We start from the raw sequence: 17,981 nt of genomic DNA on the forward strand, positions 1-17,981 counted from the left end.
CCGCAGCTCTCCGCTGCGGGGCCGCTCTGCGTTATACCTCCTCGTCCATCCATCCCACCGGGAGACCCGCGGTCCACAGGCTCTCCCGGATCAGCTCCCGTAGCCGCGCCTGCTCCCGCCGGGGGAGTGCCCCCCGCAGCAGCTGCAGCGCCGCCCGCTTCCCCGCGGCCTCGTACGGATCTCCCGTCGCGCTCACCTGCCGCCGCGCGATCCAGCTCGCCATCTTCCGCTCGGTGTTCTCCTGCGGCGTCGTGGGACTCTCCTCGCTGATCAGCTTCCGGAGCCCACTCGGCCGAAGCCCCACCTCCCGGGCGACGACGCGGAGCCCTCGGCTCGCCACCTCCGTGCGGAGCGCCTCGCGGATCCGCTCCCGGAACTCAGGATCAAGCATTCGCGGCGGGTGGTGAGGACGCGGCGAGCGGGAGGCGGGTGAGCAGGTCCAGCCGGTCGAACTGCTTCCGAAGCTTCGGCGGGAGGTTCATGACCGCCAGATCAACTCGCTCCGCAAGGAGCTGGGCCCGCAGGCGAACCAGCGCCCGCAGCGCGGCCGTATCCGCCTGATCGGTGTGGGCGAAGTTCAGCACCAGGCGCTCCACGCCAGGGCGGGCCAGGCGGCGGAGCATGGCTACGAATGTGGTGACGTTGTCCTGCGCGAGGACGTGAGGGGACGTCGACGGGCTGCTGCATCGGAGCTCTAGGTGGGGGGGCGGCGCAAGATAGCGGCGCAGTGCGCTGCGCGCACGCCTTCTGTTCCGGAACGCCGCCACGTCCATCGGCCGCGCGTACCCCTCCCGGATCCCCTCCAGCTCCTCGAGCATCCCCAGCGCAACGCCTGCCACTAGCGGATCGAACCGATTCCCGCGGCAGCGCTCCAGCTCCGCCACCACCACGGACCACCGGAGCCCCGGCCGGTACGGGCGGGGGTAGCTCATCGCGTCGATCGTGTCCGCCACGGCCAGCACGCGCGCCCACAGCGGGATCGCTTCGCCGGCCCGCCCGTCCGGGTACCCGCCGAGCCCGTCCCAGCGCTTGTGATGCGAGCAGGCGGTCGAGACCATCGCCCCGCCGTAGCCTGCATCTTTGAGGAGCCAGGCGCCCGCCGCGGCGTGGTGGACCACCATCAGCCGCTCGATCTCTGAGCCGCTGCGACGTGAGTGCAGAATGGTGCTGCGGACCGCGACTACACCGACGGCCCGGAGCCGCGCCGCAATGCGCGAGATCCCCTCCGCGATCTGCGCTCGGTCGGCTTCGGCACACACTTCCCGGATCGTTTCACGTTCTGCGGGAGTCAGCATACAACGCACCCGCCGCTTCGGAAGTACCTGAGTTGTGGGCGGCGTGAGTGCAGGATACGCATCGTGCCAGCACGATGCCGGCCCGGCCGCTGCGCGCCGCGCCGTCCTGCCCCATTCGCGCTGCGCGCTCAAGGGGAACTACAACCAGGCCCACGACGCGGAGGTGCGTATGTCCGACGAACTGGAGAGGCGGAAGCGGCGGCGGCTCGCCGGAAAGTACCCGGTGCCGTTCTTCATCCGCGCGACCGGCGAGGAGGCGGCAAGGATTAAGCAGAACGCCCGGAGGGCGGGGCGTCCCTACACCCGCTTCCTCGCCGAGTTGGGGGCTGCCGACGGGGCCCCCGAGCGCCTTCCGCACCGCGCCTCCCCGCTGGAGGTGGAGGTGCTGGAAGGGCTGATGTTCCAGCTCCGCAAGGTCGGGGTGAACCTCAACCAGCTCGCCCACCGGGAGAACTCCGCCGACGTGGGCGGCTCCGCTCTCCCGCCGACCGACGCCGAGTTGCAGGAGGCGGCGCGGGCGGTGGAGGAGACGGTGGACTTGATCCGTGAGCGCCTGCGGTGAGCACTGCGGCGCGGGGCGGAACCTTCATTCGCTTCTGGGCGGGGACGGTCGGTGCGTCGGCCCGGCACGTCGGGTACATCACCCGCGACCGGGCGGTGCTGGAGGAGGAGCACGGGATCATGCTCTACAACCTCCCGGAGCGGATCGCCGCCGGGCGCGATTACGCCGAGTTGCGGGACAACCTCGTGGCGCACGCGTCCGTGCGCGAGAAGCTGGAGATCGACCGCCACCAGTCCCGCGGGGAGCCCCGCACCCACTATCGCGTCCTGGTGAGCTTCGAGCGGAACGTGACGAGCGAGAAGGCGCTGGGGATGGTGCGGGAGTGGCTGGACCGGGAGTTCCCGAAGGCGAGAGGCTTCGCCGCGGTGCACCGGGACACGGAGCAGACCCACGTGCACGTCTGGCTGGACGCGCGCCAAGTGGACGGGCGCAAGGTCCACCTCGACCGGCAGCGGCACCGCAGCCTTGATTCCACCTGGAATCACATCTACAGCCGCGAGATGGGCCGCGACCCGCGCGAGCACGAACTGAAGAAGGAGCAGACGCGCGAGGCGAAGCGCCGGGGATGGGAGCAGCGCCAGAAGCCCGAGTACCCGCCGCGGACCCGCAAGGCGGCTGCTGAGCTGGCGCCCCGGTGGGAGCGGCGGGAGATCGGCGTGCAGGCGTCCCGCCCCGGGGGTGAGCGCGCTGGTGGATCGTTCCTCGAACACGTGCGCACCGTCGCCGGCCGAGACCTGCGCGAGGCGCGCACCTGGGACGACCTCGCGCGCCGCCTGGAGCGCCACGGATTTCGCGTGGAGGCGAAGGGGGCCGGGATGGTGCTGACGGACGGCAGGGAGCACGTGAAGGCGTCCAGCGTGGACCGGGACGCCTCGCGTGCCAAGCTGGAGCGGCGGTTCGGGGTGACGCTGGCCGAGCACCAAGCGCACCGGAGCGTCGTGGACTCCCTATCCCCCCGCGTCCGCGAAGTCGTCCAGGACCTCCACGCACTCGACCAGGCGAACTGGCTGAGGGCGGACCACGGCCGGGCGGCGCGCGACCTGGCGGAACTCCGCGCGCGGCGCGATCAACTCCAGTGGCAGGCGGAGCGGGTGGTTGCGGCATCCCGCGCCCTGGACCGGGCACTCGCGGAGGTCTACCGGGCGCCTGCCGAGGCGCGCCGCGCCTACGACGAACTGGCCCGCGCGAGGGGCGCCGACCATGCCGTCCGGGAGCTCCGGGAACGGCCGGAGCGGTTCGGAGCCCTCAAGACCGTGGAGCAGCGGCGCCATTGGGGGCTGGTTCGCTCCGAGGATGCCGCGCCGGCGAGGGAGCGTGCACGGGGTGCGGCGGAGTTGGGGAGAGCCCTCGCCGAGGCACGCGCCGCAGCGCCCCACCGTCCCGCGCTCGCGCACCTTGACGCTGCCGTGCGGCGGGCCGGGGCGCGGGTCAACGCGGTCGGCGCGCAGGTAAAGCGCAACTCCGATGGTACGCGCGAGCGGGTGCGTATCGGCCTCGCGATGAACAAGCTGCTTCCAAGGGAGATTAACGACCTTCACCGCTGGATCACCGCTCCCCATCGCCAGGTCACGATCGAGTTGCAGCGGACGGTGGCGCGGATGGCCCCGCACCATGTGCGGGAGTTGGCTCAGTGGTTAGCCGCACCTCACCGCCAGCTTCCCGCACGGGCAATCCAGGCGCTCAAGGGTCTGATGCAGGACCGGGAACTGGACCGGGGGAGATAGGAGATGCGAACGGCCTCATCTCTCTATAGGCAACCTCCGAAACTCGAGTCCCCGCCGAGTTACGTTACTCGGAGTCCTGACCACAACCTCTACTTTGAGTAAGCTGATTGTTTGCGCATCCTCTCTAACATCAGAAAACTTGATTTCACCAGATGTTATGAATCCTTCTACTAGAGTGGTGCTGGCTTCGTTGGAACCTTGTTTATTCGCGAGGCTAAACTCGAATGGCTTCGCGTCGTTACCCTGGTCATCGAACAACTTGGTCCTCCCGTGCCAACCTTCTATTCCAACATCTGCATCCCCGTCAGTTGCTAGAAAGGAAAATTTGCACGTAACCGTAGTTCCACTTGCGCTGCAATCCCGAACCTGAACACCAACGCTTCCGACATGACCGCGGACCACGGGTGTATCTGGTCGGATCACGGTGATTTGTGTATCCGGTCGGACCAAGGTGACTTGCTCTACCGGGTCCAGCGGAGTAGAGCCCATGAATTTGATCTCACCGGGCCCAGGTGGCGCCGTATCCGTCTGTTGTGATGGTACTCCGGCGGGAGGACTCTCAGCGTGCTGCGTGTGCTTCTGGTGGAGCAGCTCTGTAGTCACTGCTCCAAGCATAGGGCCACAAAACGTCGCTAGGACGAGCAGATATGAAGCGCGCAAGGTATCATCGCGTTTCCGCAGTAGAGCCAAGACCAACATCGCAAGCAAGGCTCCCAACGCTGCTGCAAGATTTAGTGACATCATGCGAAAATCGTCAACTCGCAGGCGAAGATTGCGGCAACAGAAGGGTGGCCGAAAAATATGCGTCTACCAGCGGCAAAGACAAGCATATTCTTGGTGTAGCCCAGAAAACTACGCGGCCGTTATCGACCCTGGAGGGGCTCTGGCGTGTCCCCCCTGGCGGGGGGCCGGGCTGCGCGCGGAGTAAGCCGGCAAACAACGCCGGCTAACTCCGCCGAGCCCCAACGGTACTGCTGTTGGGTCTCGGCCCTGCCGGGCGCGCATCCCTCACGCGGTCCCCACCCCACAGTCGTCCGCGCCTGCGGCGCCGACTCCCAACGGCAACTGAGGCACCGCGCCCGGCGGGGCCGGGCACGGAGCCTTCCCCCCTCCCCTTCGCCCACGCCTTCGGCGTCGGCTCCCCGACCACCACGGCAGCGCTCCCAAACCGCCGGGAGCGCCGCCGTCCCAGCCCGTACCCCTCCGCTCTCCCACCGATCCGGTCCAACCCCCCGCCGCCGTCACAGCTTCCGTGCGGGGAAGTCAGCGCCTCCGCATCCGCGGCGCTTTTGGCTACGCTCGCTTAGGCTCGCTATCGCCTGCGCTCACAAGTTCGCTCCGGCGGGTAGGTCGCCTGCGGCGGGCATGTGTGGGGGGCAGCGCCCCCACGCCCCCACGTTTGGCATCGCAGGGGGGCGATTCAGCACGGGCAGCTCCGTGCCGCTCCGGCGGGTCTGTCGCGGGGGCGGTTTCGACGGAGTGCGCCGAGGCTACTGCATGGGTTTTAAGCCCGTCTAAACTGTAACAGTTTATAACTCAGTTGTTGACTCTGCCCTATAACTGAGTTATATTTGTCTCAGGTTGGCGGAGCGAATCACCCGAGCAGGAGCAACGCGAATGCGCGCATCGACCCACCCCCCGCGCGACCTTTACCAGGAGGTTACGGACCGCATCGTCGCCGCGCTTGAACAGGGCGTGGCCCCCTGGGTCCAGCCCTGGGCCGCGGGGACCGGCTTCCCGCGGAACGGGCGCACCGGCCGCCCCTACCACGGGCTTAACGTTCTGCTGCTGTGGCTCACCGCCCAGGAGCGCGGCTACAGCTCGCAGGAGTGGTTCACCTTCAACCAGGCCATGCAGGCGTGCGGCTACCGCCGCGAGGGGCGGCGCTGGATGTGGGCCGGCACCGGGCCGGAGCCCGCGCGCGCGGGGGTGCGGAAGGGAGAGCGGGGGACCGTCGTCACGTTTTGGAAGATCCTCCCCCGGCGGGACGAGCAGGGGAGCGACGGAAGCGACCGGCGGGGAATCCCGCTGCTGCGGCACTTCGTCGTCTTCAACCGCGCCCAGGTGGACGGACTCCCGCCGTCCCGTTTCGAGGCCCCGCGCCACGATTGGGAGCCCATCGAGGAGGCCGAGGCGTTCGTGCGCGGCTCCGGCGCGCGCGTGATCGTCGGCGGGTCCGTGGCGGGCTACAGCCTGGCGGCGGACGCCATCGGAATGCCGGCCCTGGCCGACTTCGCCGAGGTGGGGGCGTACTACGCCACGCTTCTGCACGAGCTGGCGCACTGGACGGGGCACCCCTCGCGGCTGGACCGGGACCTTTCCGGCGCATTCGGCTCCCCGTCCTACGCACGGGAGGAGCTTGTCGCGGAGATGGGGGGTGCGTTCCTCTGCGCCGCCCTGGGAATCCGGGGACAGCTCCAGCACCCGGAGTACGTCGCTTTTTGGCTGAACGTCCTGCGGGAGGACAAGCGGGCCATCTTCCACGCGGCCAGCCAGGCGCGGCAGGTGGCGGAGTACCTGGGCGCGGTCCCGCCCGCGTCTGACATGGCGGAGACGGAGGAAGGGGAGGACGCGCCCGCGGTGGACGCCGCGGCGTGACGGAGCCGGGGGGCGCACCCCGGCGCCCCCCTTCACCCGCGATTCCATCTGGAATCGCTAGCAGAGGAGCGGAGCCATGCGTAAGAACCGCAGCCGGAAGCAGACCCCCGAGGCGACCGCCGCCGTGATGGAGCCCGCATCCGAGGCGACCGCCGCCGCGACGGCCGTGGAGCCGGTCCAGACCGACCCGCCCGCGGCGGAGCAGATCGCCGAGGAGGCCCCCACCGCCGCCGCCCGTGCCGAGATTTCGGCGGAGCCCGAGCAGGCGCCCGCGCCATCCGCGGACGAGGGTCAGCCGGACGCCGCGCCGGCTTCCGAGCCGGAGCCGTCCGCCGCCGTCGTGCTGGTGGAGGAGGCCGCCCCGGAACTCCGCATGTTCCGGCCCGGCGAGGTGATCCCCTGGCCCGGTCTCAACCCCCGCACCCACTTCGACCCGGAGGCACAGGCCGAGCTTGACGACTCGGTGCGCCGCCAGGGGGTGCGCCAGCCCGCCGTCGTCCACCTGCGGGAGGAGGGGCCGCACTGGCTCGTCATTGGTGAGCGGCGGCTGCGCGCCTGCGCCAACACCGGCCGTCAGCTCCCCGCCGTGGTCGGGACCTTCACCGAGGCCGAGGCGTTCGAGTTGGCGCTGATCGAGAACATCCAGCGGGCCGACCTGACGCCGATGGAGGAGGCGCGCGGATTCCGCCGCTGGCTCAACGACCACGAAGGGGACAGCACCTACACGCTCGCGGAGCGGATCGGGAAGTCACAGCCCTACGTCGCCAATCGGCTCGCCCTGCTCAAGCTGCCGTCCGGCACGCAAAAGCTGGTGGAGGACGGGCTCGTTACGGCCACCCAGGCGCGGGACGCGTTCGTGCCGTTCGCCGGGATCCCGGAGGACGTGCGCGCCAAGGTGTTCGACACGGTGCAGACGCGCATCCGCGAGCACTTCCGTTACCCCGGCGCCGAGGGCCTGAACCTCTCCCGCCTGCGGGAGATCATCGGCCGGGCCGCGGTCCGGTGGTCCAAGCCGCTGAGCGCGGCGGACGCGGAGCAGGGGGAGGCGGCGCCCCTGTTCAACCCGACCGGCCACGACGAGGAGTGCGGCTGCAAGGGGCCGGTCTGGACGTACCGGCTTGGCGGGGCGCCCACCCGCCGGTGCTTCAACCTCACGTGGTGGATGGGCCGGCAGAACGACGCCCAGGAGGAGCAGCGCCGGGCCGAGGAGGCGCGCCGCGCCGACCTGGAGCGGCGCCGCGCCGAGGCCGAGCAGGCGGCGCAGGCGGGGCAGGTCCCCACGGAACCCGTGCCCGCGACGGAGGCGAAGGAGCTGTTTTCGTTCGCCGAGGTCGTGACCGACTCCGCCAGCGACTACCGCGAGCTGCGGACCCTGCTGGACCCCGACCTGCTCCCCGTCGAATCGCTCCGGGTGGTGGAGAACTTCGAGCCGTACCGCGCCCGCTTTAGCCTCGTGTGCATCGACCGGGCGGCGGTGGAGAAGGCCACCCGGTCCGCGTCCCAGGCCCGGCTCGACCTGCTCCGGCGGCTCACCGAGGAGCGCAACGCGCGGGAGCGGGACGAGGCGGCCGCGTTGGACCTGCGGCACCCGGAGGTCATTGCCGACCTGCTGACCGAGCTTCCCAAGGTGACGGACTACGCTCTGCACCGGATCGCGGACCAGCACGAAATCCGGCTCCCGCAGAACAGCATTGAGCGTAAGCACTGGCTCGCGCTCCCGAAGCGGGAACTCCAGCTCTTCGCCCGGATCGTCGTCCTCCGCATCCGGGCGGGGACCCTGGGGAGCCACCGCGACCCGATGGAGGCCGAGGCCGTGCGGCGGGTGGGGGAGGTCTACGCCGCCCGCCTGGAGGCGGTCCGCAGTGCCGTGCCGCTCCCGGGGAAGAGCCCCGCGGACCGCATGCGCGACCTCGCGGAGCGGTTCCACACGGTCTACGCGCCGCTTGCGGAGGCCGGGGCGGATCTCTCGGAGAGCGCGGGCGAGCAGGTGCAGCAGCTCCAGGAGATCGTCGCCGCGATGGAGACCCTGCACACCGAGGCCGTAGGCGGGGGCCAGAGCGCGGAGGGACTGGACTGCGCCGACGAGCGCGCCATGTACGAGGAGGTTGCCGCCGCCTACGCGGAGCGGTTCGGGCCGGAAGCGGAGGCCCCCGCGGAGGGCGAGCCGGCGGCGCAGGAGGGCGGGACGGGCCAGGAGGAAGCCGCTCCCCCGGAGGAGTCGGCCGCCGAGGCCCCGGCCGACGAGCTGACCCCGCGCCGAGCCCGCGGGGGACGCCGGAAGAAGAGCACGGCAGCGTGAGCATCGGACCGGGGGCCCGCCTGCAGCGCGGGCCCCCGGTCACGCCGCCAGTGGGGGTCGGGGGAGCGTCCGGCCGAAAAAATTCGACCGTGCCAGGCTCGGGGGGGACAAGCCCCCCGCTCGCCCGGCTTTGGGGGGAGAACCCTGGGCCGGCTTGAGCCTCCGCGCGTTTCGACGGTAGAATGTCGCTACACAGATGGAGCGCGGCCGGATGTGTCGCGCTCCGTGGACGAGCCTTGGAGCGGACGATGATCGAGATTCAGGACGAGCAGGAGATCCCCACGGACAACTTCAACGCGCTCCTCAAGGAGTTGAGGTTTCGTACGCAGGATGAGGCCCGGAAGGCACTCGGAGTGACTCAGGCGTACATCTCACAGCTCAAAAACGGCGTTAAGACGGTCCAGCCGCATACATCCCTTCACAAACTCCTCCTGGCGCTGCTCCGCATCCGCGCCTTGGAGAAGCGCGTTGCGGAGTTGGAGAGGCAGGGTTCAGCGAACTCCGCTGATACTTAGGCTTGCCCGAGAGTAGAGATGGGCGAACTCGGTAGGGAGAGTGCGCCCAGCCGCCTAAAAGCCGCTCAGGTTTTCTTCAGGTGCTAGGTTCCGAGGCCCATCAGCCAAATAGGCTCGGTTGCTCGCGATACGCGGTCAGATCTACAGCCTCGCCCTTCATAATGCGGGTGTAAACCGCCCGAATCTGGTCCTCATCCGGATCGTTCCGAAGAAATCGGAAGGCCGAGCACGCCAGGTATTCTATCTCGGCGTCGATTGCGAGCCAGGGACGACCCTCGGCCTCGGCTACCTGGCCCGTCGTGTTGCTCCCAGCAAAAATATCCACCACCAGGTCGCCCGGGTCTGTCAGGAACCGCACGAAAAACTCCGGGAGCTTCGCAGGGAATCGGGCGGGGTGTCCTTTCGCACCGACCACCTTGCAACCGGCCATATACTGGCCGTTCGATTCGCTGTTCGGGATTTGGAGCAGGTTGGATGGGATTGCCCCACCGTTGTCCTTTCCGAAGCCCTTTCCGATATCGTGCCCGGACGGCCGCAATTTCGGCTGATAGAACTTGTCAGGGTCTTCAAGGAGTTTCTGCATGCGCCCGCTGTAGGGAGCGAGCACCCGAGTCACATCCGCCTTCGGCCAATCGGTCTTGCTGAACCACCAAACCGTGTTGACCGAGTCCTTCGCTCTCATCTTCCGCTTGTTGACCCATTCAATGGGACTTGGCAGCTTCGACGGGTTAAACCAGTAGAAATCCTCCGCAAGCCTAAATCCCAGATCGTCACAGAACCGAAGTAGTACCCGAAACGGGTAGAGGGACCGCGCAGGAACGCCTTTCCGATAGCTCCCCCCCAGGTCGAGAACAAAGCTCCCATCGTCCCGTAGCTTGCGGTAGACCACCTCGGCGAAGCCGGCGAGCCAGTCCACGTACTCGTGCTGTTCCTTGTTCCCGTATTCCTTCTGCCGCTGTAGGGCGAACGGGGGGCTGGTCATCACGAGGCTCACGCTCCCATCTGGAAGCGCTTCCAGCAGAGCCTGCGAGTCGCCGCAGTACGCCGCTCCCAACGAGGTCGTGTAGGCCGCTGTTCTGCCTGGAAGCGTAGGAAAACTCGCCTGATGGGCCAAAGTCCGTCTCCCGCGTTCGAAGGTGCTATGTATATGCTGTGGAGGAAAGATAGTCTGGGCTGTATCGTGGCGCCATGTCCAGCCCCATCGAATCCGCCCGGATTGTGTTCGCCCGCCGCCTTCGTCGCGCCCGCGAAGCACTTTCGCTTTCCCAGGAGGCCCTCGCTTCCAGGGCAGGGCTCCACCGAACCTACGTGGGGGCAGTGGAGCGGGCCGAGAGCAACATCAGCGTCGATAATATGGAGAAGCTGGCTCGCGCTGTGGGTCAGCCGCTCCATGAGTTGCTCCGGGGGGACACGCCATGATCCCCGGGTTCACTCCTCATCCGGACAAAGCGAAGCTGGATCAGCTGCTTCCCTACATCCAGGAATATCAGGCGCTCGCCGTGAAACACGGTATCCCGGATATCTTCCAGGACAACGGAGGCAAGCTGTTGCAGGTCCTCCTCACTCTGGGTTTGAGCGTCATCCCAGGCCGCGAGGGGAATGACGCTGAGGACGCGCTCGATGCAACCGATCCATCCACGCGCCGCCAGTACGAGTTGAAGTCCGTCAATCTGGACCTACAGGACACGTTTACGACCCACCACCATCTAAATCCGACGATCCTCGCCAAGTACCGTAAGGCTACCTGGATCTTCGCGACCTACTGCGGAATAGACATTCAGGAGATCTATCGGGTGGAGCCGGAGGCTCTCAGCAAGTATTTCGACCGATGGGAGCAGAAGCTAATTGACAACCCCAAGCTGACGCATATCAACAATCCGAAAATTCCAGTAAGTCACGTCCGGAAGTACGGAGAGCTAATCTTCGGCTCTATTCCCCCGAAGAGGCCGCCAAAGCCGAGAAAGAAGAGAAAAAAGGACGAGAGTGCTGCGCCGGACCCCGACCTCTTCAGCTAGTGTCGAGCAACCTCTCACGGGGATGCCGCAGACGCCTATCTAGCACCCATGATTCTAGACGGAATCACGGGCCGTCCATGGCAGAATACCACCCCGTCTCGCCCATGCCAGGGTTGCAATCGTGGCAGAGCTACCGGCGATGCGTCCACACCGGTACGATCGTACTCTGGATGCGCGTGGTCGAGACCGGGCCGAAATATCGCGAGTCGAAAGCCCCTGGATGGTGGACGGGGAAGAAGCTTCTGCAGTTCCATATCGCGCTGTACAAGCTCATCCAGCTCCTGTCCCGGTTTCGGCAGGCCGGGGAGTAAGTCAGGCTTATGGCGCGGCGCACAAGAACACCGGCGGAGTGGTCCGAGCGTGTCCAGCCCCACGTCGCCTATTGCCTCACCTGCCAGCCCTATGAGGGAGGCGAGGAGGTCTGGGTACTCGGAATCCGCTCCTGTCTCAACGACTTGATGGATCATGTCGGGGTCCCCGAAGGGGACCGCGACGAGGTAGCTGAGCTGCTGCTCTGCCCACACTGTGGCCGGGATTCGTTCGAGCGGTGGGATGACTATGGCGAGAAGCCGGAAGAGGAAATCGAAGCAGATAGGCGCTGGGCTACCTGGCGCGAGAAGTTCGAGGGGCGCGTCGAGGACTTCGCGGCCCACCTACGGCGGTTCCCGTACCTGGGGCTGAACCATCCGATTGGTCGAAAAATCTCCTCCACAATCCGCGATTTCCCCAAAACCGGCCTAGGAGCACAGTCCTGGTGCAGGGCGAGGCGCCCCGACGGGGCGCGGGTCTTCGGCCCCATGGATCTCAACCCGCCGCCGCCAAGGCACGCGCACGCGGAAGGCCGGTTCAATCACTATGGGCAGTCAGTCTTCTACCTGGCGGAGTCGGAGCAGGCCGCGCTCCAGGAGACGCTCAATGCAGATGCCGGTGAGGGTTTCGCCTGGGTACAGCAGTTCGATCTTCCCGTGCTCCAGGACATCCTGGACCTCCGTACAAGCTTCTTCGCGGCGAAGACCTTGGACCTCCCGATTCTGGCGCTGGGTCTCATCCATAGCCACCTGCCGCAGTTGGTGCCGGAGAAGGACTCCGCGTGGAAGCCAGAATACTTCGTTCCGCGATTCATCGCGGACTGCGCCCGAGCGCAGGGTTTCCGCGGGATTATCTTCAACAGCCAGAGGCACTACGAGGTCAACCTGGTACTGTTCAGCTGGGGCGATCTGAAGATCACGCCCACGGGGGAGCCAAAGCTGGTGCTCATGAAAAAGCTGCCCTCCGACGACTTTGCTGGGGGACCCAACGAGGTGGACCTGGACTTCTGATACAGGGCATGCGGAACGGCGTGGGGGATCCAGCCGCGCGGCCCCGATTCCGTCTGGAATCAAATCAACGTCCAGAGATGCTGCGGCAGCCAGGTACGGGGATCGCCACAGGTGCGGCAGGTAAGTCATGGGGTGGTGGGGAGTTGTACCGCTGACTACTGAGTGACGGAACGAGAGGCTTGCGCCAGTGCGCTGGCTCACTTAAAATAATCGGCGAAAACGACGACTCGCTGAATCGTCTCCCGGGAGCCTTAAAGTGGAGGGTGTTGGGATGGAGGGAGCACAGGTTCCGGTCCTCGATCTGTTTCTGAGCTATTTCAAGCCGCAGGTTGTGGAGGACATGTTTCGGGCGGTCGTTGACACGTACCCGCAGACGGCGCGGCAATTACGGCTCATGTGGTCGGGTAGCGAAGGAGTTGATCTACGTCCCCACGTACAACGCGCGAACGTCATCCAGACGCTTCGTGCGGTCGGTGAGAAGCACCGAGGCAGCGGCGTGATTCCCAAGGACATCTTCAACGTCAGCCGCACCTCCCGTAACATCATGTTGGTGGGGGGAGCCGGGTCTATCACGCCCCACTACATCCCCGCGAGGGACAGTGCCGTGCGGAATGCGGCGTACCGGCGTATCCTGTGTAGCCCTAACATCCTTGACCTATTTACGCTCGAAGGAGTAGAGCCCGACACTCCCCTCCACGCATATCTGGTCCATGGTTGCGATGGCTTGAAGGCGTACCAGCGTGTGGACAGAGAAGCCCCGGACTTCGTGTATGTCCGCTTCCCGATCGTCGGCGGCGGCGTGTACGCCGCCCAATCCTTGGACTTGATGGAGATGTTCCCGCACGTCCTTGATCGCGACCGTTCTAGCGCGGTAGATCACGTCATCGAAATTGAAGACGTGGCGCTGCCTAAGCTCCGGCCGGATCAGCAGACCGGCGACGCCGGATGAGCAGTGGTACGCCCGGTTTCATTGGCCGCCGTCTGAAGCAGGTGCGCGAGGCGCGCCTGCTTACCGGTATCGCTTTGGCTGAACTCGTGGGGGTCACACCCGCGTCGATCACACAGTACGAGAAGGGGAAACAGAAGCCCACACCCGATACGCTACAGCGACTCGCTAGCGTTCTCAACGTCGAGCCTGCATTCTTCACCCGACCAATGCCGGACGATGAGCCGGCATCGGCTGTCTTCTGGCGGTCGGCCGCGAGTGCCACAGCCGCCGCACGTCGGCGAGCCCAGAGCCGCTACGACTGGCTGCGCGAAATCGTGGATGTTCTACGAACATTCATGGAGCTGCCACGGGTCCACTTTCCACCGGCTGTTGTCAGCTCCGATCCATCGCGGCTGGACACGGCCGAGATCGAGCGGTTAGCTGTTGAGGCACGTCGCTTTTGGGGTCTGGGTTACGGAGCTATCAGCGATGTGACACTGCTGCTGGAGAACAATGGGGCGGTCGTAGCCAGGGGCGAGCTGGCGGCGCACACTTTGGACGCTTTCTCTCAATGGCGTTGGCGATCCAATGTTCCGTACTTGTTCTTCGGCACAGAGAAAGATTCGGCGGCGCGGCACCGCTTCAACGTCGCTCACGAATTGGGCCACTTACTCTTGCATCGGTACGTGCCCCAGGTCAAGATCGGCCGAATGGAGCAACATGCGCTGGTGGAACAGCAAGCCAACCGCTTTGCGGGCGCGTTCCTGCTCCCAGCAGAACGATTCCAGGACATGTTGTATGCCCCCACCCTGGATGCGATGCTTGCCCTTAAGGCTCAGGTGAACGTGTCCGTAGGTTTGATGATCCACCGGGTCTCGGATCTGGGCATGGCATCCGACGAGCACACGAAGCGGCTCTGGATGAACTACACCCGCCGCCGCTGGCGCTCCCACGAGCCGCTGGACGGCGAGATCCCGGTAGAGCGGCCACGGCTGCTTCGTCGCGCGGTCGAAATGCTAGTGCAGTCCGGGGTGCAGAGCAAAGCTCAATTCCGAGGCAGATTCGGCCTTCCGGCTTCGGACCTCGAAGATCTTGTGGGGCTGCCCCGCGGATATCTGAGCGACACCCCGCCTGAGCCGCGTCTGCTGCATTTCCCGACGAGCCGACCCCCACAACAGGGAGAGATCAAGGGGGAACGGCCGGGGAACGGGCGCGTTATCCCGTTCCCCAGTAACCGCAAACAGGGCTGACAGCGGGGGTGCACCGTATGAGCGCACTGTGTAACCCTACTCTTCATCACCGTAAGGCTACACGTCACTCCGTCCACAACGGCCGGATCACCGCCCGGACGCGCGAGACGAACACCGGCCCGAAGTAACGCGAATCGAACGCTCCCACGGCGTACCCAGAGAACAGCCAGACCTCACCCTGCCGCAGCACGTACCGCCCTGGCGGGTACTGCGGCAGGGGCCGCCCCCGTGAGTCCCGGTCCAGGGTGCGGCTCCGGGCGACGGCCGACCCGTTGACCGTGATCCCCTCTGGGCGCAGCTCCACCACATCGCCCTCCATGGCAAGCACCATCTTGCCGAGCCCATACGTCCCCCCCTCGCAATGCCCCGGCCCGAGGATCCCCCGCTGGCGCGCGAAGCGGGCCCACTCCACCGGGAGGCACACGACCACCACCGAGCCCCGCTGCATCGAGGCCGCGCCGCCCACGACGTGATAGAGCCCAATCGGGTACGACCGGCTCACGTTGACTCGGAGGCCCGCCAGCGCTGCCGCGCAAAGCACCGCCACGACGACGACGCAGACCCGCGCCCAGGGCTCACGGCAGGTCTGAGCCAGTGCAGCCAGACGGGCCCGTAGCCGCGGTTCGACGTTCCTCATGCGCCCACCTCCAGGTGGTGCGGGTTCAGGTCGAACTGCCCCCGGTATGCCTCGTCCTTGTAGTACATGAGGCGGCGAGCCAGCATCGGGTCGCTCCCCTGCACGAATAGGAGTTGCAACTCCTCGTCGGGATCCGTCGTCAGGACCTCGTGTGCGAAGATAAGCCGCCGCCCCTTCTCCGAAGTGGTCTGGCCGGACCCCTCCTGCTCGTTGGGTGTCCGGCCCCGGCTCACTCCCCGCGAACGGCTCTCCGACTCCACGAACACCGTCGTCTCGCCCGCCCGCTTGCTCAGCTCCTCGGCCGTGTACCAGTCGTTCACGTTGAACGCTTGCAGCACCCCCGCGTTGGCGAGGAAGCTGCGCCAGCTCTTCGGGTACAGCTCCTCGAAGGCCGCGAAGTCCTGGATGAAAATCCAGAACTGCACCCCGAAGCCCCGCAACAGCCGGAACGCCTCCTCCGCGGGGCGCAGGCGGCCGAGCTGGACGAACTCCTCTCCGATCACCAGGATCTTGTGCCGGGGCTTGCCCGGGATCGTGCTGATCCGCGTCAGGGCGCTCCCGAGCACCAGCCGGAAGAGGCGGGCGTACCGGGACAGCCGCCGGGCGGGGATCACCACGTAGACCGTCATGCGCCCGGTCTTCAGCTCGCCCAGGTCGAACGTCGTGCGCGAGAGCACTTTCTGCACGCGGGGCGAGTCCAGGAACCGCGTGTGCTGCTGGGCCGAGGAGATCACGCCGGAGCGCTCGTCCCCCGATTTCTGCGTGAGCGCCGCCGCCCGCTGGGAGATCAGGTTGTTGATGAGCGGGTTTTCCATCATCTCCGCCAGCAACTCCTCGAACGCTCCCGGCTCCTCCGGCGTGCCGCGCGGGAGCATGATGAGCCGCCGCACCTGGGGGAGGTTCTGGAGCTCCGGCGGCGCCGTGGTCTTCACGTGCAGCACGATCCCCGTGATGAGGGCCAGCGATTCCTCCGTCCAGTGCCGCTCCTTCGAGTGCTGCTCCGCGGCGGCCACGCACATGTCCGCGACCATTTCCGCGTCGTCCAGCGCGTCCGGGCTGTCCGGGTCGATGAAGTCGAGGGGGTTGATCCCGTCCGTTCCGCCTACCTCGTTCCAGCCGTCGATGCAGACGACCTTGTGCCCCATCTCCCGCCGCCGGCGGGCCGTGATGGCGTACAGCTCCGGTTTCACGTCCGGCACCAGGATGGAGCCGGGGTAGTGCAGGAGCGTGGGGACGACCGCGCTAACCCCCTTCCCGCCGCCGGTGGGGACGACCGTGATGAGGTGTCCGTCTCCGCCGTAGCGCAGCATCGCGCCGTCTTCCAGGCGGCGCCCCAACTCCAGCCCCTCCGGCTCCCGCGCCAGCCGGGACCCCACCCCCCACTTCGCCGTGCCGAAGGAGCCTGACGGGAGGCGCAGCCGGCCGTGCCTCCGGATCGAGGAGACGGCGACGAAGGCCGCGAAGGTGCCGAGCCCCAGCACGAACCGGCCGCCGGAGAACGCGTCCGCGAACTCCGCACGGGCCCCGTGGGCGTGGCTCCAGAAGAGGAAATGCACCGGCCCGTACACGGGCCAGCGGACGAGGACGAAGACCACCCCCGCTACGAGGAGCAGGGCAGGGGAGAACCTTCGGGCCGCCGGGATCGCCGCCGCCAAAACGGCCCCGCCCAGGCACAGGCTCAGCGCCGCGCGCGCGGCCAGGTGCAGGTCGGCCGGCAGGACGAACGCCGGGGCACCCAACTCGCGCGGGAAGCCGAGGCGGTACGCCACGAACTGAGTCGCGCACCAGCTTCCGAACGCGAGACACAACCCCGTCAACAGCAGGAAGGCGCGCCCGGCGTCGGCCGTGCCGGAGCGGGCCGTCTGCGAGAGCTGCGGCGCGCCCATCGTCACCTCCGCGGCTTCGCGCCCAGAAGCGCGGCGAGCGCGGCGGCCAGGAGGCCGAGCGACAGGCCCGCCGTCAGCAGGACCGCTTCGACGGCGAGCCAGGCGTCACGAGCCGCCGCGCGCGCGAACCCGTGGCCCCGCCGCGCGCGGTCGGACTGAGTGTGGGATCGGTACGGCATGGGTACCTCCATGAAGCCCGGGGCGATTCCATCTGGAATCGCCCCGGCGTGGATCTCCGCGGCTCACCGTGCCCCGCCGTGGTCGTAGGGTTCCAGCACGAGGTCGCGGCTCACGTAGATTGAGAACCGGAACCCGGTGCGGACCTCCAGGGTCGGGCCCACCTGCATGTTGCGCCGGATCGCCTCGGAAGAGACCTCCCCCATCTGCTGCCCCAGTGCGCCGGCCGCCACCTGGCCCGGCGACGGCTGCGCGAACACGCCGCCGCCCTGCGGCTGGCTGAGTTGGACGCCTGCCGTGATCGCCGAGAGCAGCAGCGCGTTCAGGTAGGTCCGGCCGTAGTGGTTGTTCACCCGGTCTCGGATCCCGGCCGCGCCCTGCCCGTCCACCCCGCCGAACCCCGGGAGGGCGAGGCTAGCGTTGTTGGGGAAGATGATCCGAAACCAGGCGATGTTGACCCGCGCCTGCCCGAGCCCCACCTGGTTGTCCACCTTCCCCAGCACCTTCGATCCGGCCGGGATGAGGAGGTGCCGCTGCTGGGTGTCGTAGACGTTCCGAGTGACCTGCGCGACCACCTCCCCCGGCAGGTCCGAGTTGATCCCCGTCACCAGCGTCGCCGGGATGAGGGTCCCCGCCATGATCTGGTAGGGCGACGCGGGGCGCTGGACCTGCGAGGCCGCGGGAGCGGCGGCCTGCGGCCCGGCAGCGGCCTGCAGGAACGCCGCGTGCCGGTCCCGCGTGCCCGTCTCCCCGGCCGGTGCGGCGCCCGTGCCGAC

At 67.3% G+C, this 17,981-nt stretch carries 17 protein-coding genes; 10 read left to right on the top strand and 7 right to left on the bottom strand.

The features are described from left to right. Positions 1–31: 31 nt before the first annotated feature. Together VGR37_08440 and VGR37_08445 are read right to left on the bottom strand one after the other, a co-directional pair. On the bottom strand, positions 32–391 hold the full coding sequence (locus tag VGR37_08440; protein HEV2147419.1) for a hypothetical protein: 360 nt from the start codon (positions 389–391) through the stop codon (positions 32–34). Then, positions 384–1,295, bottom strand: coding sequence for an HD domain-containing phosphohydrolase (locus tag VGR37_08445; protein ID HEV2147420.1), 912 nt, complete (start codon positions 1,293–1,295; stop codon positions 384–386). Before VGR37_08445 ends, VGR37_08440 begins: the two co-directional genes overlap by 8 nt. 169 nt (positions 1,296–1,464) lie before the next feature. On the opposite strand from VGR37_08445, the gene mobC reads away from it, so the two are divergent. The 5 genes from mobC to VGR37_08470 all read left to right on the top strand — a co-directional run bounded on the left by mobC (position 1,465) and on the right by VGR37_08470 (position 8,993). After that, a complete protein-coding gene (gene mobC, locus VGR37_08450; protein HEV2147421.1) occupies positions 1,465–1,857 on the top strand; it encodes a plasmid mobilization relaxosome protein MobC in 393 nt (130 codons plus the stop codon). After that, a complete protein-coding gene (locus VGR37_08455) occupies positions 1,854–3,581 on the top strand; it encodes a relaxase/mobilization nuclease domain-containing protein (GenBank protein ID HEV2147422.1) in 1,728 nt (575 codons plus the stop codon). The genes mobC and VGR37_08455 overlap by 4 nt, the downstream gene beginning before the upstream one ends. A gap of 1,617 nt (positions 3,582–5,198) precedes the next feature. After that, positions 5,199–6,179 carry a zincin-like metallopeptidase domain-containing protein gene (locus tag VGR37_08460; protein HEV2147423.1) on the top strand — a complete coding sequence of 327 codons (981 nt, stop codon included), beginning with the start codon at positions 5,199–5,201 and terminating at the stop codon, positions 6,177–6,179. A gap of 76 nt (positions 6,180–6,255) precedes the next feature. After that, positions 6,256–8,478 carry a ParB/RepB/Spo0J family partition protein gene (locus tag VGR37_08465; protein ID HEV2147424.1) on the top strand — a complete coding sequence of 741 codons (2,223 nt, stop codon included), beginning with the start codon at positions 6,256–6,258 and terminating at the stop codon, positions 8,476–8,478. A gap of 248 nt (positions 8,479–8,726) precedes the next feature. Beyond that, positions 8,727–8,993, top strand: a complete 267-nt coding sequence (locus VGR37_08470) for a hypothetical protein (protein ID HEV2147425.1) — start codon at positions 8,727–8,729, stop codon at positions 8,991–8,993. 100 nt (positions 8,994–9,093) lie between these two features. Here VGR37_08470 and VGR37_08475 read toward each other — a convergent pair whose 3' ends face one another. Beyond that, on the bottom strand, positions 9,094–9,987 hold the full coding sequence (locus tag VGR37_08475) for a site-specific DNA-methyltransferase (protein HEV2147426.1): 894 nt from the start codon (positions 9,985–9,987) through the stop codon (positions 9,094–9,096). 194 nt (positions 9,988–10,181) lie between these two features. Between VGR37_08475 and VGR37_08480 the strand changes: the two genes are divergently transcribed. From VGR37_08480 to VGR37_08500, 5 genes are all read left to right on the top strand, one after another. Continuing rightward, complete coding sequence (locus VGR37_08480) at positions 10,182–10,412, top strand: helix-turn-helix transcriptional regulator (protein ID HEV2147427.1); 231 nt, start codon at positions 10,182–10,184, stop codon at positions 10,410–10,412. Beyond that, positions 10,409–11,008, top strand: coding sequence for a hypothetical protein (locus tag VGR37_08485; GenBank protein HEV2147428.1), 600 nt, complete (start codon positions 10,409–10,411; stop codon positions 11,006–11,008). Before VGR37_08480 ends, VGR37_08485 begins: the two co-directional genes overlap by 4 nt. Before the next feature lie 458 nt (positions 11,009–11,466). Further along, the gene (locus VGR37_08490; GenBank protein HEV2147429.1) at positions 11,467–12,327 is read left to right on the top strand and encodes an RES family NAD+ phosphorylase; all 861 of its coding nucleotides are present in this window, start codon (positions 11,467–11,469) and stop codon (positions 12,325–12,327) included. A 271-nt stretch (positions 12,328–12,598) separates the two neighbouring features. Next, entirely contained in the window at positions 12,599–13,276 is a 678-nt protein-coding gene (locus VGR37_08495; protein ID HEV2147430.1) for a hypothetical protein, read from the top strand. Next, on the top strand, positions 13,273–14,505 hold the full coding sequence (locus VGR37_08500; GenBank protein ID HEV2147431.1) for an XRE family transcriptional regulator: 1,233 nt from the start codon (positions 13,273–13,275) through the stop codon (positions 14,503–14,505). The genes VGR37_08495 and VGR37_08500 overlap by 4 nt, the downstream gene beginning before the upstream one ends. Positions 14,506–14,569: 64 nt before the next feature. Here the strand turns inward: VGR37_08500 and traF are convergent, their stop codons facing one another. From traF to VGR37_08520, 4 genes are all read right to left on the bottom strand, one after another. Then, a complete protein-coding gene (gene traF / locus VGR37_08505; protein HEV2147432.1) occupies positions 14,570–15,142 on the bottom strand; it encodes a conjugative transfer signal peptidase TraF in 573 nt (190 codons plus the stop codon). Further along, a complete protein-coding gene (locus VGR37_08510) occupies positions 15,139–17,028 on the bottom strand; it encodes a type IV secretory system conjugative DNA transfer family protein (GenBank protein HEV2147433.1) in 1,890 nt (629 codons plus the stop codon). Before VGR37_08510 ends, traF begins: the two co-directional genes overlap by 4 nt. Before the next feature lie 2 nt (positions 17,029–17,030). Further along, positions 17,031–17,207: a hypothetical protein gene (locus VGR37_08515; GenBank protein HEV2147434.1), complete on the bottom strand. Its 177-nt coding sequence runs from the start codon at positions 17,205–17,207 to the stop codon at positions 17,031–17,033. 63 nt (positions 17,208–17,270) lie between these two features. Continuing rightward, positions 17,271–17,981 (bottom strand): TrbI/VirB10 family protein (locus tag VGR37_08520; protein HEV2147435.1); only part of this gene is annotated, 711 nt, incomplete at its 5' end.

The sequence above is a fragment of the Longimicrobiaceae bacterium genome (genome assembly GCA_035936415.1).
Classification (GTDB): domain Bacteria; phylum Gemmatimonadota; class Gemmatimonadetes; order Longimicrobiales; family Longimicrobiaceae; genus JAFAYN01.